The following is a 15,654-nucleotide window of genomic DNA, read 5'->3' on the forward strand; positions in this document are numbered from 1 at the left end:
CTCGCTAATTATTCGGTATGTGAATAGATAGCCAGAAGTGTGCCAGCCTCCTTTAGTCGGTTTGTTCGTCGCTGGAAATACCGAGTTTTTCCATGCGGTTGCTGAGTGTTTGGTAGTTAGTGATGTTCAAATATTCGGCTGCTTGTTTCTTTTTACCCGCTGCTTTTTTCATGGCGCGCTGCAAATAATGGCGTTCAACCTGATCCAAAACTGCTTGTAAATCAAAACCTTTGTGCAATGTCTGATCAAGAATCTGATTACTATTGCTTGGTGCCTGTAACAGATTGCGTTCAATATCCTCGGCCCTGATTTCAGCTTGGCGCGACCAGATCGCAGCACGCAACAGCGTGTGATACAGCTCGCGGATATTGCCCGGCCACGGGTGATTGAGTAGAATTTTTTTTGCACCAACAGAAATTATTTTATTTTGCCATTCGGGTAAATCACGGCTGTCGTTGTTGATACGCGCCAAGCTGTGCTCGATGAGCAATTCAATATCTTCCGCGCGTTCACGCAGCGGCGGTAAATGAATAATGCCCACCGCAAGGCGATGAAACAGGTCTTCACGGAAGCGCCCAGCGGCGACTTCGGCCATTAAATCACGATGCGTAGCGGCAATGATGCGCACATCCACTTTGACCGGATTGGTTTCACCAACAGGCGTAATTTGTCCTTCTTGCAGCGCACGCAGCAAACGAACTTGGGCATTGAGCGGTAAATCACCAATCTCGTCTAAAAACAGCGTGCCGCCATCAGCTTCTCTAAAATGCCCCAATCGAACCGAGTCCGCGCCAGTAAAAGCGCCTTTTTTGTGGCCAAACAATTCGGAATTGACCAGCTCTTTGGGAATCGCACCACAGTTCACGGCGATCAACGCTTCACCTTTGCGCCGACTGGCTTCATGAATCGCGGTAGCAAATAGTTCTTTACCCGTGCCTGTTTCACCCAAAATCAAAACTGGAACATTGTGGATAGCAACACGGCGCGAGAGATCGATTTGCTCTTGCATCACAGCGCTACGATGAATGATTTTGGAAAATTCAGGCGCACTACTGAGCGGCTCACTCGCAAGGCGCTCAATGCGTTGCTCGCTGCGCTGCAAGAACTCAGGCAAGAAATCACTAGCGAGATCGAAAGAGAAATCGACTTTTTCGATACCAAACTCAACCGAGCCATCGTTCAGTTTAGTTTGCGCAGATTGAATGAGAGACGCAGGGAAACGTGTTTTGGCCAGCATTATCCAGATCACCGCCATTGCAGGCGTGCCTGGACTCAAGTGGAATGTGAGTTCGATGTCGTTTTGGGGGAGCTTTAGCACGGTGAGAAACTGGCTAACCTGCAAGTAAATATCGGCGTAGTTGGTTGGGCCATCCAATTGAACATCTTGCAGATCAATACCGATATAGCCAGTTTTTTGCTCTAACCAATCGCAAAACTGGGCACTGCGCTCATGAGGATAATTGGTGAGTAAAAGCACGCGATCATATTTGACGCTGGCATCCATCAACGCATTGGCAACTGGGCCAACGCCCAAGGGCAATTTGCCCTCTGCCGCTTTGTGGTCAGTCTCGCCAATCCAAGAAATAAGCCATTTTTTCTTCATGACTCAATCTTACCCTAAGGGCGATGTAAGGATAAGAATATTTATCTTTCTGAAAAAAATCTGCGATTCATCAAGTAAATGCCAGTACATATCACCGCTGTCAGATCTGGTTTTACAGCCTTAAAAAAGAATGAAGTTAATGAAATCAACGAAATTACAGGCCTAATTTCATTAATGGTTTTTTTTACATATAAACAATATGAGTTTTCGAATATTTTTATTGATTTCTAACGCGAGCCCTTGAGTCAATTCACGAAAAGTGTAGTCTTAGCGCTATTGAACAGACAATGCGTAAAGTCCAGTTCCTTAAACTATTCGAATTAGGTGAGCAACAAAGAAATTTATTGAAATCTATCGCGAGCCGTTGAAAAAAATCGTCAGCCGTGTAGTCTGAGCAGCACCAAGCAGTCAATGTACGATTGCCATAGCCGGTAAATATGCAAATGCACGATGCAATGAAAAATGTTGAAACTTTTTTTCGCGAGCCCTTGAGTCAAAATTTTAAAAGTGTAGTCTTGTCGATATTGAAATAACAAAGAGGATGAACTGATGCACAAAATTATCAGAATCGGAGATGCTGCAAAAACACTAGGCATTTCACGTGCTACTTTATACCGGCTTGTGAAATGCAAAGCACTGCCTGAGCCTGTGAAAATCACACCAAATGGCCGCGCATCTGGTTTCTTTGACTTTCAGATTGAACAATACATTTCTGAAATCGAAAGCAAAATTAAAGAACAAAATTGCTAATAAACTCATTGGACAAATGAATTGGAGACATCATGGGGAAAAGCATTACATTTCGAGTTACAGACGCTGAGCACGAACAGATTTTTGAATGTTCGGCAGCTCTCAATAAGACAGCATCTGATTTGATCAGGTTGTTAGTTTTTAAAAATAGCGAACACACTCTGCATCTTGAAAATAGAAATGTTGCGCTAGAAAATGAAGTCAGGAAATTAAAAGAAAATTATTCGAAGAATAATGGCTGATATTGCGAGGTTGTTGAGATGAACTTTAAGATATTCACGATTACTAAAGAATATGCCGAAGAGCCAAGATTGCTAATTCAGTACATCAACGACCTGAAAGATATCAACACATCACCTGATTTCTACAGCTTGAAAATGCTGAATTGCTTAACAAGCAGCCTTATCGATGAGTGTGAGCAATTTTGTTATGACATAAAAAATGCGAGAAGTAACGCAAAACCATTAATGCATTTCATGATTAGTTTTTGTTCGAGTGAATATCCATCCGATTTTAAAGTAAAGGAAATTGTCCAAAATATTTTACAAGCACTTGGAGTAGGTGACCATATTGTATTTTACAAAATGCATTGGGTGACCGAAAATATTCATGTTCATCTTGCACTATCTAGAATCCATCCAGTTTCGAAAAAAATAATTCAAATTGAAAATGGATTTATTAAAAAAGCGATACGCCGAGTGGTGGATAGAATTGCGGCAATTGAAGGATGGCGTCAAGAAAATAACAGTAGAACATTCGTGTCGATGAATGAAGTTTCAGTCGATAAAAAATCTAAAATTATAAGTAAAACAACTGAATCCATTAATAAAATGTTGTTTTCTGCTTTTGAAAAATCAACAAACTGGGAAGAATTTTACACGAATTTATTGCAACTTGGACCAAGGATTTCTATCGATAAAAAAACTAACGTCAAGGGTGAATTAATCATCATTTTTAATGGAGCAGTCTTTTATGAAAAAGAAATTCCAGCTCAATTTTCTTATCAAGAACTTAAAAAATCTTTTGGCAATTACAAGGAGTTAAATCATGGATTCAAACCCAACAAACACTCAGAGTTTCACGATGAATACTTTGGGGAGCGAAAAAACAATAATTTGTCACCACAATTGCTTGCATGCACAAATATTCGCGACAGAGGAGCTTGTGCCGGTAGTTTTTTGCATGCGCATGCGCTCATTAATCGAATTAAAAATTCAATTGTGCGACGGGAATCCTGTCACACTGCTGAGCAATCTAGAGTAATACAAAAAGATCTGGGTTTTAGCTCAAAAATTTGTGAACAGATTAAAAAGAGAAAAGATATTTCTCTGATTTTTCGATGCGGTCAAAACCCAGATTTTTTCCAATTCGCCAGTAGCGAGTTGACTGCTGATTTTCTGATGAATTATTTAAGGAAAGTGAGGCTATCTAAAAAACCCATTGATTTTTACTTGGGCTTCGACATTTCAACGTGGCTATGTTTCAAAATTAATAGTGATGCGCTTGCGACGTTGGACGAGCTACCTTTTCAGATGTTCGTCACTGAATATCTTGATGGCTTTTATGTAGCGATTGATATAAAACCAGTTCTTCTTGAATTTAAAAATGCTAGTTATTTGGCTAAAAAAGCTATCTTTGGGGTAATTAAGGATCAAATCAGCATCGATTGCAATTATCAACAAGAAGTCGGTTTGCCGATTTATACGAAAGATCAAGTAGAAATTGTGATAACGAAGAAACGATCATACCAACACGATGCTGATTTTGTGGAAAAGATTAATAGAAGGATTGAGGACGATGTCTGTAAAAAGAATGGCGTTGATCGAGTCGATATCAAGACTTTATTAAATGAAATCCGGCCAAAATACACCAGTTGGAGTGTTCATTTTACTAGGGAACTCTTCCTTTTTTATTATATTGGACACCAAAAATTTGGTAACCAATTATCTAGAGAGTTGATTGCTGACGCATTTATGGAGGTCGCAAAGAACCATGGCTATACCCGGGCTGAAATAGATGAAATGGTTATAAATTTTAGTTTGGTTTGCAATAATGAACCAAAACAAAAGACAAGTACTGCGCTGAAAAAGAAAAAATTTACAACAAATGATTTACACGAAAAGTGTATTAAATCTTTTGTAAACTTCGATATCACGGAAGTTAAAGACGTATATTGGAGTGCTCTGCTGCATGAAAACCACTCGGGAGTGGAGATGAATGCACATCCAGAAGAAATAAGCCAATCTATCAGTTCTTAAAACGAGCAACTCTACAATATGCCCAGTAAATAGCATACGCTTCTAAGTATGCCTCAATCCTTGAAGTTGCAATGCGCGTGATTATTTGAATCACAACAATTAGTACCTCGAACTAGCGCAAGCGAGTCTGAGACTTTGCCGAATAGTCAAATTCATTCTTGATTTCCAATAAACTCTTTACTGCAATCAACTGTCTTTAGTTCTCTATGACTTTTAGTTGATTTATCGGACACAAACAAAACGGCAGCGAAGGCTGCCGTTTATTTTTTCTGTTTAACATAAATTTAATGCTGGGTTAAAAACCCGATTCCAGGGTATGGGTTGTTTTTCGGTGGCTCGGAAGACGGTATCGGTTTCAAAAGAAATTGCTGTTTTTCAACCGCTGATACATCAGTAACTTCATTTAATCCGTTCTCGATGGCGAGTACGATTTGGCGCCTTAGTTCCCTGATACTTTCACTTTGAAAGACAATCACTTTTAGTTCCGTTGCACCGATTTCTGGTACAAAATACTGGCTAATTTTTCTTTCTTCCAGCTCTTGCTGATAAAAAATTTGCGCTAAATCTCGCATTTCTTGCTGACTTGGTGTCTTGATTGAATTTACTTCAAGACGGCTTTTTAGTGGCGCGCTTAAGAAATCACTCTCGTTGGCGGTCAATATAAAACTAATGTAATGCATATCAATTGGCGCTTCGATAAAGTTGTCCATAAAGCAACGTGAATTTTCAGGCTCTAGCAACATTAAAATCGTATCAGTTAAATGCCCGTGCTGGCTGCCGCCCGCTTTATCGATTTCATCGAGCATAATGATGGGGTTTGCAATTTCACATGTGGCGATAAACTTTACTGGCCGCCCTGCATCAGAGCCAGTCCACTGCTGCTGTGAGCCCCGTAGAATCATCACATCGCCATTCCCTGACAGCTGAATATTTAGAAACGGCAGATTCAACGCTTTGGCAATTTTTGTGCACAGCCACGTTTTCCCATTCCCTGGTGGCCCGATTAGGAGCTGACTCCCTAAATGAATCGGGTATTTGCTGAGGCACTGCCCGACTATCCGACTCCTCAGTTTGCCAAATAAGGTTTTAAATTGGGGGTATGCTGTCATCAGAGCACTAATGGCATCCACATCCGCTTGTGTCGCCATGCGCAGTGGCTTGGGTTTTATTAATTGCTTTAGGTATTCCGCTTTTGGACTTTCAGTCTTCGAGGCGGCCAACTGTTTAATTTGCCTTAACACGACGGTAGGGTCAGCAAGTAGCACCGTGTTTTCCAATAAAACCGGTGGAGTATGCTGGCCGGCGAATGGTAGTGAAATCAACGCCTGGCTCGATTCAAGTGCTAATGGAAATGGACTAACCCAGAACCAAACATTGCCTAGCCGTTGATGCGCCCAACTACTTTGCAAGTATTCAAAATCAGGATCACTCAAGTAGGTAACTAAGCTCGCATGTTGTTTGAGCTGCAGTAGATCAAAATAACCATCATCCGCATTGCCTTTAATTTCTGCAAACGGCAACGCTAATTCAGTGCAGACTGACTTCACTAAATCAACGATTTCTGGCGACGAATAAGTCGGCAAATGAAAAATCATTGGCTGTCGCATATTGAAAAGCTCTCTACGCTGAAGCTCAGATTTAAACTTCTCAGCCTAGCGACTACATCGCAGTCATTCTCGTCAACAATTTCTACGTCGATATATTCGTCATCATCAGAAGTTGGACCATCTAAATACATTTCTAAATCGACAAAATCATAATCGGCACCATCAGAATGGCTTTTTAGCATGTGCATTCCAGCCACTGCTGGGAGCGCGCAAGGTCCTGGGATGATATTCGATATGTCCTTTGGATCGTTCCAATGGGCTTGAGCGACATAACTTAGGCGATGCGTACGAGCTAACGTTTGATAGTCAGGCAGGCGCTTTATGTAGTGTGGCGATGATGCAAAATAGATTGGCTTGCTCATACAAAAACTCCTTGATTGAATGATCTATAAAAGGCACATATGAATCTCTAGTGATCAATAAGGCCTCCTAAAGATCAATATACACTTAAAATTATTATTTGCAAGTTATTTTAATCTCCAGAAGGTGTATATGACTTCTGGAAGGTATTTTGGCTAATCAACACATTTAGCCCATTCCAGCTTTGTGGACTGGTTAGGTCTAAATATTCGCTGTATAAAATAGGGATGAATGTGACTGAGTGGAAATTAGGTTGAACTTTTGAAGTGCGAGTTTGTTGTACTGAGGAGTAAATTGACTTGTCTTGAGCAAACGCTGGCATCACTCAGTCAGCATGAAGCTTTGAATGAAGTTGGGGGAGTGGCGCTAAATGTGCGTTAGAACTGCTAACGCGTGAAATCTCATGCCTGTAAATTTGGCGTGAATTGCAAGTGGCAGTGGCAGTTGAGTAGAAATTTTATGATTCTGTAAATGCGAAAAGCGAATTAAGCGGAGTGAAGAATGTGATTCATTGACCACAATGTATCACTACAGCTCAATCTAAGTGGTGGGAAAAGTGGTGGGAATATTACTGTTAGAAATGAAAAAGCCCTGAATAATCAGGGCTTTAGTCTTGAATGTTGGTGGAGGTGGGGGGATTCGAACCCCCGTCCAGAAGCACTCTACAGTGAGTTCTACATGTTTAGCCTTATCATTTGGGTTTTAACCTCCTTTCACGCCGATGGGCAGGCTTGAGGAAGGCGAGTTACCTTAATTTAACCTTAACTTAAGTAACCCAAGCTAAGGCGATTCCATCTTAATGACTCTACTATTGGTTTCCCAACCCACCCGATGGACCCTGTGGCGTAGAGCCTAGAGCATTAAGCTGCTAGGGCGTAAGTTTCGTCGTTTGCGACTATATATTTTCAGCTGTTTTTACGGGCATCTGAGACCCCGACATGCCCCCATCCGCTTTGCAACCCCTGTCGAAACCAAAAGCACCCCCGATCAGTTGTCTTCTGCGTAAGAAGAAAAAAGATTATACCTGTTTGAGGGGCAAATGGGCTAGTAGTTCCAGTGGATGTTCAATTTTAATGTCAGCGCCCCAGCTTGGCGTGTCATCGGTTTCGCTAATGTAGCCGTAATTAGCCAGTACCGTTTGCATGCCTACCGCGCGGCCTGCTTCGATGTCACGCTCGGCATCGCCCACGTACAAGCAATACGTTGGGTCAATACCCAGTTGCGCGGCAGCATGAAGCATAGGGGCTGGATTGGGTTTAGGTATACCTACCGTATCTCCGGAAACACAGGTCTGCGGGGCAATAGGGAGGGGGAGTAATTCAATCAATGGGTCGGTGAAGCGCATTGGTTTATTGGTGATGATGCCCCAAGCTAGGCCACGTGCATTAATCTGTTCGATGAGTTCATGAATTCCATCAAACAAAATGGTTTCGTCACAAATGCTTAGCTCGTAGAGATCGAGAAAACGTTCGCGCAGTGCGCCAAACTCGGCATCATTCGGTGTAATACCAAAGCCCAATTCAATCAGTCCACGCGCGCCGTGGCTAGCGAGCGGGCGAATTGCAGCATAAGGTTGTGGCTCTTTGCCTTTTTCGATTAAGAGACGATTTAGTGCTGCGCCTAAATCCGGAGCAGTGTCGGCCAGCGTGCCATCAAGATCAAACAATACGGCGCGAATATGCGTGTTCATTAGAGTGTCTTCCGTGTGGCAACGATGTAGTTCACGTCGGTGTCATCGGTGAGTTTATAAATATCGGTGATTGGATTGTAAGTCATGCCGGTGAGTGCAACGGTATCTAGCCCTGCGCTGCGTGTCATGCGTGCCAATTCGGAAGGTTTGATAAATTTAGCGTAGTCATGCGTGCCACGCGGCAACATATTTAATACATATTCAGCGCCGACTACAGCCAATAGGTAGGATTTCGGATTGCGATTGAGTGTCGAGAAAAAGACCCAGCCACCTGGTTTCACAAGGCGCGCGCAGGCGGCGACAATGCTGGCGGGTGAGGGGACGTGCTCAAGCATTTCCATGCAAGTTACAACATCGTAGGTTTCTGGTTGTTGTTCGGCGAGTTCTTCGACCGGAATTTTTTGGTAATCAACAGCGAGCCCAGATTCAAACAAATGTAGTTTGGCGACTTTGAGAGATTTTTCTGCTAAATCAATGCCGGTCACGGTTGCGCCACGCTCGGCAAGCCCTTCGGCTAAAATGCCGCCGCCGCAGCCCACGTCGAGAAACTTGAGACCATTGATGCCTGCGTATTGCTCAATAAAGTCAACACGTAGTGGGTTGATTTCGTGCAGCGGTTTGAACTCACTGGTTTTGTCCCACCATTTATGTGCGAGAGCCGAAAATTTTTCGATTTCAGTTTGATCTACATTAACGTGGGTATCGTTCACTGAGTTATTCCTTATAATGCTTAGGGGGCTATACCTAATTAAATTTCAATCACTACATCGAGTATTTTCGATAACTTGATTGAAATGAGCAGCCAAAAAATGATAACGAATCGTAGCACGGCTGGTGAATGCTTGCAGCCGAATTGGCGGGGGACTTGATGGGGGTGCGTGAATTGGCTTTGTGATGGGCGTAAAAAAACCGACCCGAAGGTCGGTTTTCTCTACGGCTGGAGGCTAATTACTTAGCTTCAACAGCAGAAGCAACTTCAGAAGCTGCTTCAACAACAGCAGAAGCTGCAGTGTCAACAGCAGAAGCTGCAGTTGCTTCAACAGCAGAAGCTGCTTCAACAACAGCAGAAGCCGCATCAGCAGCTACTTCTTCTTTTTTGCCGCAAGCAGACAAAGCAACAGCGAACAAAGCAGCAAGCAATAGAGATTTTTTCATTTTTAAAGGCCTTTTAGCTAAAAAGTGGTTTGGTATTTAAGCGAATCAGCAGTGTGCTAATCCGCTGTAATTTTTTTTGCTTGCTCTCACAAGCGACAGGACGGATTCTAAGCACAGTCGTCGTCCTTGGCTAGTGCTTGAGCTTTAAAAAAGGGGGGTATTTAGATTGAATCTGGATACTTCGTGTAACGCCGTGTACAGCCTTATATATAAAGGCGTTGCAAGCCATCTGGGGGGCTGGCTTGTTCCCAAAGTAAGGCAAAGTCATGTTGCAACAAAGCAACTGCACGTGAATCGCAGCCAAACTCTCCGCGATAACTGCTGTAGTGGTGGCGCTGTAGGAAATATTGTCGATCTGCAATGACAAAGCCTTTGTCAAAACCGCGCTCCGTTTCGGAAATTTGCCGAATTTCAATTCGATGCCCAAACTGATCGCGTAACTGTAAAAGACGCGGGCAGTAGGCACCTAAGTGGTCAGCCTCATGCAATAACACTTTGAGTTGCCCTGACGAGGGGGCGGTAAAAAAAGCCCAGAGAATATCGTAGCAAGCTTTGCTGCCAAGGGCACTTTCTGAAAAGTCTTTTTCGCAGAGGATCAATTCACGTTGAGCTCGCTGCAACGTGAATTGAAATGCCATCTGATAGCTGTGTTTGCGATCAAATGGCGTGACGTCTTGTGCAGGCTCAGTCAGCGGATTTTGGAACGTTTGGAATAAGGTAGCCATATTCGTAATAAGTAAATAGGGTCTCTAAAAGGTTTTCGTCATAATCGCCGGCAGCGAGTTGTCGCTGATTGGCCAGTTCATGCAAGGCGTCAAATGTCTCTGCTTCCGTTTCGATGGCTTCGCCATTCATATAGATGCAGTCATCGGTGTACAGCATTTGGCTTTTCAAATCGAGCATCACGCCATATTCACAGGCTGCTGCGGCAAATTCATCATAGTCGAGCAATTCTTCGGTTTGATCAAAAAACACATGCGGTTTAGGTTCTGAAAAATATCGACCAATAAAATCGGTGACGATTTTCTCGTCCCAAGTTACTTGTTTTAGCATCTCGCTAATGCGGGCAACAAATTGTGGGTCGATTTTGGCCGGAACATCGGTAACGCTTGCATCCGGGTCGGCATACATTCCGTCAAGACAGAGCTCGTCTTGCAGGTATTCCAAAAACTTAGTCGCCATTTCTTGCGTTTTAGGGGCGCGAAAACCGATTGAATAGGTCATGCCGGGGGTGAGCGCGACACCGTAGTGGGCGTATTTAGGCGGTAGGTACAGCATATCGCCGTGCTCTAAAATCCATTCTTGTTCTGGATTGAAATCTTTAAGGACGCGAATGGGCGCGTCTTCAATGAAACCGCTGGCATCGTCGCTTGAAATTTGCCAGCGTTTTTGCCCGCCGACTTGGAGTAAAAATACATCGTATGAATCGTAGTGTGGGCCTACAGTACCACCGGGTGGCGCGTACGAAATCATCAAGTCATCAAGACGGGTATAGGGAAGGAAATTAAATCGATATAATAAATCGGAAATATGTGGAACTAAGTGGTTCATGTTTTGCACCAAGATAGTCCAGTCCGTTTCACCTAGGCGCTTGAGTCTAGCGCTTGAAAATGGCCCATTTTCGAGTTTCCATTGCTCATTTTTGTATTCAATCAAGCGTGACTCTACATCATCCCGCGCCGCCAATTCAGATAAACGAGCTAAATCGATGAGTTCAGGGAAGTCTGTCCACGCTTGTCGGATCAGCAGTGGTTTTTTTTGCCAGTAGTCACGTAAAAATTCTTCGGGTGAAATGTTGCCTAATAGTGTTTTACGCATGGCTTATGACTATAACGAAAAAATAAGAACCTAATTATCGCACCGACTGGAGACTTTATGCTTAATTCTGGCGATCTCGCACCACAATTTGCTTTGCCGGATGCGAAGATGGACATGATTCAGCTCACTGATTTTTTAGATAAAAAAATTGTGGTGTTGTATTTTTTTAATGGCGATAAAACGCCTGGTGGTATTTTAGAGGCGATTGAGTTTTCCGATCGCGTTGCAGCATTTGCGAAATATGGTGCTGTTATCCTTGGCGTGAGTCGGGATGACTGCATGGCGCATGAATCATTTTCGGATGAGCATGGCCTTGAGTTTGATTTACTCTCGGATACGGAAGGTGAAGTGAGTGCTTTGTATCATGCCCAACATCAATGGGAAGCCAAGGGCGTGGTAAGATACGGCATAGATCGCTCGACGTTTGTGATTGATCAATCGGGCATCATTCGTCATGCTTTCTACCACGTGACGCCAAAAGGGCACGCGGCTGAAATATTAGAACTTGTTAAACAGCTAGGATAAATACGATGCAAATTGCAAAAAATTCCGCAGTAACGATTAACTATGAAATGTACAACGCTGAAGGCGTACAAATCGACAAAACTGAAGAGCCTATTGCTTACCTACACGGCGGGTATGACAATATCTTGCCTTTGGTTGAGGAAGCTTTGCATGGCAAATCGGTTGGCGACACTGTTGAAGTGACGATGTCACCAGAAGATGCGTTTGGCGAGTTTGAGCCTGAATTGGTGCGCGACGAAGACAAAGACGTATTCCCACCTGAAGTTGAAGTGGGCATGATGTTTGAAGCGGATGATCCTGTTTCTGGCGATGTAATCTTGTTCCGCGTGACTGAAGTGAACGATAGCTCAGTGACAGTTGATGGCAATCACCCATTTGCAGGCATGACGATTCGTTTCGTGGCTTCAGTGGTAGAAGTTCGTGATGCAACGAGCGAAGAGTTGTCGCACGGTCATGTTCATGGCGCGCACGGTCATCACCACTAAGATTTAGTTTTACCTATTTTTATCTGATTGAAAGGCGGCCTAGGCCGTCTTTTATTTTGCCAACAAGGTGATCTGCAATTGAGTAAAAAATCGGCTGTTGCAAACTTGCAACTACCTGTCATTTGATTGCAATCAAGTTCAGTCCAGAAAATCTAAGTCCGAGCGCGATTTAGATTTATTTTTGACCGTCTATCTACTATCACATCCCACGCCAGTTGCACCAGTCACCCTCTTTACACTAGTATTTGTGTCTATAAGAAGGAAGCAACACAAGATGTAGTGTTTCTTCACAAATAACCCACAAATTTATCCACAAGCTACGGCGGATCGACATCCAAGGTCTGACTTAGGGCACTACTGGTGAACGAATGACTGATACAACGCTACAACCAAGCATCTCTCATGATGCGGCTGCCTATGCCAACTACAAAATTATCCGCCGTAATGGCTCAGTAGTGCCATTTGAACCATCGAAAATTTCGGTGGCACTCACCAAGGCATTCATCGCTGTGCAGGGCAGTCATGCAGCGTCTAGCGCTGCGGTGCGCGATCAAGTGCATTTGCTCACGGATGCGGCAGTATCGGCATTAATGCGCCGTAAACCAGAAGGTGGCGCAATTCATATTGAAGACATCCAAGACCAAGTCGAATTGGCTTTGATGCGTTCGGGCGAACACGATGTGGCGCGTGCCTACGTGCTTTATCGCAGCGAACGTCAGCGTGAACGCGCTGCGGCTCGCCACGAGAGTGAGCCAGAACAACACGATATTAATGTCGTGTTTGAAGACGGTAGCTCGCGCCCGCTGGATTTAGTTAAAGTTAAAGCGCTGATTGCATCTGCGTGTACTGGTCTTGAGCAATACACTGACCAAGCAGTGATCTTGGCTGAAATGCTCAAAAACGTGTACGACGGTGTGTCGGCCGATGAATTACGCAAATCAGCTGTGCTCGCTGCGCGTACCTTCCTCGAAAATGATCCTGCTTATGGCTTGGTGACGGCACGCTTGTTACTCAATACCATTCGCCGCGAAGTACTGGGTGTTGAAACTAGCCACGAAGAAATGGCAGAAACCTATGCCAGCTACTTCCCTCGCTTTATCAAGAAAGGGATTGAGGCTGAGTTGCTAGATGAAAAACTCGCTCAGTATGATTTAGATTTGTTGGCTGTTGCACTTGAACACAGCCGCGATTATCAGTTCGGCTATTTGGGTCTGCAAACTTTATACGACCGTTACTTCCTGCACATCAACGAACAACGCATCGAGTTGCCGCAAGTCTTCTTTATGCGCGTGGCGATGGGCTTGGCGCTCAATGAAGTGAATCGTGAAGAACGCGCAATCGAGTTTTACAATGTCTTGTCTAGCTTTGACTTTATGTCATCAACGCCGACTTTGTTCAATTCAGGCACCCGCCACAGCCAAATGTCGAGCTGCTACTTGACGACCGTGCCCGATGATTTGGATGGTATTTTTGAGGCTTTAAAAGAAAACGCTCTGCTATCTAAATTTGCCGGTGGTTTGGGTAATGATTGGACGCCAGTGCGTGCGATGAATAGCCACATCAAAGGCACTAATGGCAAATCTCAGGGTGTTGTACCATTCCTGAAAGTCGTGAACGACACTGCTGTTGCAGTGAATCAAGGTGGTAAACGCAAAGGCGCAGTCTGCGCTTACTTAGAAACTTGGCATGCCGACATCGAAGAATTCCTCGAGTTGCGTAAAAATACCGGTGATGATCGTCGCCGTACGCATGATATGAATTCAGCCAACTGGATTCCAGACTTGTTCATGAAACGTGTGATGGAAGGTGGCGAGTGGACTTTGTTTAGCCCATCTGAAGTGCCTGATTTGCACGATAAAGTGGGTAAAGCGTTTGAAGCAGCGTACACCGCCTACGAAGCCAAAGCTGCCCGTGGCGAAATGCGCGTTGCGAAAACCATCCCAGCACTGAGCCTATGGCGCAAAATGCTGACGATGCTGTTTGAAACTGGCCACCCATGGATCACGTTCAAAGACCCATGCAATATTCGCAGCCCGCAACAACACGTTGGTGTGGTTCACTCTTCAAACCTGTGTACTGAAATTACGCTCAATACCAATGAAGAAGAAATCGCAGTTTGTAACTTGGGCTCGATTAACTTATTTAACCATTTGAAAAATGGTCAACTGGACGCTGAAAAACTGTCTCGCACGGTGAAAGTAGCGATGCGTATGCTCGATAACGTTATCGACATCAATTTCTACCCAGTTCGCAAAGCACGCACTTCGAACTTGAAACACCGTCCGGTTGGTTTGGGCATTATGGGCTTCCAAAACTGCTTGCATGAACTCGGCGTTCCTTATGCATCAGATGCTGCGGTTGAATTTGCCGATGTGTCGATGGAAACCGTGGCTTACCACGCGTATTGGGCTTCGACTGAATTGGCGCAAGAGCGCGGCATCTATGCTTCGTACAAAGGTAGCTTGTGGGATCGTGGCATCTTGCCGCAAGACTCAATGCGCCTCTTGGAAGAAGAGCGCGGCGGCTACCTCGAAGTGGATCGCAGCTCACGTTTGGATTGGACGATGTTGCGTGATCGCATCGCCGCCTACGGTATGCGCAACTCCAACTGCTTGGCGATTGCACCAACCGCAACGATTTCAAACATCGTTGGCGTGGATGCGTGTATCGAGCCGACTTACCAAAACTTGTTCGTGAAATCGAACTTGTCAGGTGAATTTACCGTCATCAATGAACACCTCGTTCGCGATTTGAAAGCGCGCGGCCTGTGGGATGAAGTGATGGTGTCGGACTTGAAATACTTCGACGGTTCAGTGGCGCAAATCGATCGTATTCCGCAAGACCTGCGTGATTTGTATGCGACTGCATTTGAGATGGATCCGAAATGGTTGGTTGAAGCTGCTTCGCGTCGTCAAAAATGGATCGACCAAGCGCAATCGCTCAATATCTATATGGCCGGTGCATCAGGTAAGAAATTGGACGAGTTGTACAAACACGCTTGGTTGCGCGGTCTAAAAACCACGTATTACCTCCGTACTTTGGCAGCAACGGCGGCAGAGAAATCAACCGGTCGTGGTGGAGAGTTGAATTCTGTACCTGTTGATGGTGGTTTTGCAGCGGCGGCAGCGCAAGCGGCGATTGCAGCAGCAGCGGCAGTAGATAACACGCCAGCGACGGATGCGAAGTTTTGCTCGATTGACAACCCCGACTGCGAAGCTTGCCAATAAGCAAGCGCAGCAGGCTGGGTTGCTGCGAAGCAACAATCCAGATCGCCAGAGTATTCTGGCGCTCGCCCGAAAGGGCGGGCGAGGCTTGCCAGTAATCATCTGTTTTTAGTGCCTACGGCACCGGTGTTTTCGGTGCCGCTCCCGCGGCGGGGGATACTTTCTTTGCGTCGCCAAAG

General features: G+C 44.7%; 14 protein-coding genes and 1 other RNA gene. 6 read left to right on the forward strand and 9 right to left on the reverse strand.

Going from position 1 to position 15,654, the window contains the following annotated elements; genetic code table 11:
• Window positions 1-52: 52 nt before the first annotated feature.
• Complete coding sequence (locus tag K4H28_RS04600) at window positions 53-1,603, reverse strand: sigma-54 interaction domain-containing protein (RefSeq protein WP_221007219.1); 1,551 nt, start codon at window positions 1,601-1,603, stop codon at window positions 53-55.
• A gap of 549 nt (window positions 1,604-2,152) precedes the next feature.
• On the opposite strand from K4H28_RS04600, the gene K4H28_RS04605 reads away from it, so the two are divergent.
• The 3 genes from K4H28_RS04605 to K4H28_RS04615 are packed head-to-tail and all read left to right on the forward strand — an operon-like array spanning window position 2,153 to window position 4,611.
• Window positions 2,153-2,353, forward strand: coding sequence for a helix-turn-helix transcriptional regulator (locus tag K4H28_RS04605; RefSeq protein ID WP_221007220.1), 201 nt, complete (start codon window positions 2,153-2,155; stop codon window positions 2,351-2,353).
• 32 nt (window positions 2,354-2,385) lie between these two features.
• A complete protein-coding gene (locus K4H28_RS04610; RefSeq protein WP_221007221.1) occupies window positions 2,386-2,595 on the forward strand; it encodes a hypothetical protein in 210 nt (69 codons plus the stop codon).
• 18 nt (window positions 2,596-2,613) lie between these two features.
• Entirely contained in the window at window positions 2,614-4,611 is a 1,998-nt protein-coding gene (locus K4H28_RS04615) for a relaxase/mobilization nuclease domain-containing protein (RefSeq protein ID WP_221007222.1), read from the forward strand.
• A gap of 284 nt (window positions 4,612-4,895) precedes the next feature.
• On the opposite strand, the gene K4H28_RS04620 is transcribed toward K4H28_RS04615, so the two are convergent.
• From K4H28_RS04620 to K4H28_RS04655, 8 genes are all read right to left on the reverse strand, one after another.
• On the reverse strand, window positions 4,896-6,218 hold the full coding sequence (locus K4H28_RS04620) for an AAA family ATPase (protein ID WP_221007223.1): 1,323 nt from the start codon (window positions 6,216-6,218) through the stop codon (window positions 4,896-4,898).
• Window positions 6,203-6,580: a hypothetical protein gene (locus K4H28_RS04625; protein WP_221007224.1), complete on the reverse strand. Its 378-nt coding sequence runs from the start codon at window positions 6,578-6,580 to the stop codon at window positions 6,203-6,205. Before K4H28_RS04625 ends, K4H28_RS04620 begins: the two co-directional genes overlap by 16 nt.
• A gap of 619 nt (window positions 6,581-7,199) precedes the next feature.
• Window positions 7,200-7,563, reverse strand: a transfer-messenger RNA (tmRNA) gene (gene ssrA / locus K4H28_RS04630).
• Between the two features lie 33 nt (window positions 7,564-7,596).
• Window positions 7,597-8,268: an HAD family hydrolase gene (locus tag K4H28_RS04635; protein ID WP_221007225.1), complete on the reverse strand. Its 672-nt coding sequence runs from the start codon at window positions 8,266-8,268 to the stop codon at window positions 7,597-7,599.
• On the reverse strand, window positions 8,268-8,978 hold the full coding sequence (gene ubiG / locus K4H28_RS04640; RefSeq protein ID WP_255573619.1) for a bifunctional 2-polyprenyl-6-hydroxyphenol methylase/3-demethylubiquinol 3-O-methyltransferase UbiG: 711 nt from the start codon (window positions 8,976-8,978) through the stop codon (window positions 8,268-8,270). The genes K4H28_RS04635 and ubiG overlap by 1 nt, the downstream gene beginning before the upstream one ends.
• 238 nt (window positions 8,979-9,216) lie before the next feature.
• Window positions 9,217-9,423: a hypothetical protein gene (locus K4H28_RS04645; RefSeq protein WP_203570419.1), complete on the reverse strand. Its 207-nt coding sequence runs from the start codon at window positions 9,421-9,423 to the stop codon at window positions 9,217-9,219.
• Window positions 9,424-9,626: 203 nt separating this feature from the next.
• Entirely contained in the window at window positions 9,627-10,148 is a 522-nt protein-coding gene (locus K4H28_RS04650) for a DUF7931 domain-containing protein (protein ID WP_221007226.1), read from the reverse strand.
• Window positions 10,108-11,241: a cupin domain-containing protein gene (locus tag K4H28_RS04655; RefSeq protein WP_221007227.1), complete on the reverse strand. Its 1,134-nt coding sequence runs from the start codon at window positions 11,239-11,241 to the stop codon at window positions 10,108-10,110. The genes K4H28_RS04650 and K4H28_RS04655 overlap by 41 nt, the downstream gene beginning before the upstream one ends.
• Window positions 11,242-11,298: 57 nt before the next feature.
• Here K4H28_RS04655 and K4H28_RS04660 point away from each other — a divergent pair, with 57 nt between their 5' ends.
• The 3 genes from K4H28_RS04660 (at window position 11,299) to K4H28_RS04670 (ending at window position 15,478) form a co-directional block, all read left to right on the forward strand.
• On the forward strand, window positions 11,299-11,766 hold the full coding sequence (locus K4H28_RS04660) for a peroxiredoxin (protein WP_221007228.1): 468 nt from the start codon (window positions 11,299-11,301) through the stop codon (window positions 11,764-11,766).
• 5 nt (window positions 11,767-11,771) lie between these two features.
• Window positions 11,772-12,251, forward strand: a complete 480-nt coding sequence (locus tag K4H28_RS04665; RefSeq protein ID WP_221007229.1) for an FKBP-type peptidyl-prolyl cis-trans isomerase — start codon at window positions 11,772-11,774, stop codon at window positions 12,249-12,251.
• Between the two features lie 368 nt (window positions 12,252-12,619).
• Window positions 12,620-15,478, forward strand: coding sequence for a ribonucleoside-diphosphate reductase subunit alpha (locus K4H28_RS04670; RefSeq protein ID WP_221007230.1), 2,859 nt, complete (start codon window positions 12,620-12,622; stop codon window positions 15,476-15,478).
• The last annotated feature ends 176 nt before the right edge of the window (window positions 15,479-15,654 follow it).

Origin of the sequence: Deefgea tanakiae (assembly GCF_019665765.1) — a bacterium.
Classification (GTDB): domain Bacteria; phylum Pseudomonadota; class Gammaproteobacteria; order Burkholderiales; family Chitinibacteraceae; genus Deefgea; species Deefgea tanakiae.